The organism is Nonlabens antarcticus (assembly GCF_015356755.1).
Lineage (GTDB): Bacteria > Bacteroidota > Bacteroidia > Flavobacteriales > Flavobacteriaceae > Nonlabens > Nonlabens antarcticus.
In genome coordinates, this window is sequence record NZ_JADFCO010000016.1 from 1 (window position 1) to 240 (window position 240).

The 240-nt window shown below is 48.3% G+C and carries 1 protein-coding gene; it reads right to left on the reverse strand.

Features of this window, described 5'->3' with window-relative positions; translation table 11 throughout:
* Positions 1-240: hypothetical protein (locus IQ282_RS00065; RefSeq protein WP_228547157.1), on the reverse strand; the 240-nt coding region annotated here is incomplete at both ends.

Below are 240 nucleotides of genomic sequence, written 5' to 3' on the forward strand. Positions count from 1 at the left end.
CCGTAAAACTGTAACTGATCGTCTCACCCAACTGGGCAAACCCATCTCCGTTCTCATCGTTGAAGACAGACTCCTTCAATAAGGAGATATCACTATCGTCAGGAAGCGTCGTATCGGTAGGATCATCTGGGTCGCCATCACCATCCGGATCTTCATCCAATGGGTTGTTTGGATCATCAGAGGTATCCGTTACATCCTCACCATCTGGGGAACTTCCCGTAGCTAAAGCTTGGTTCCTTA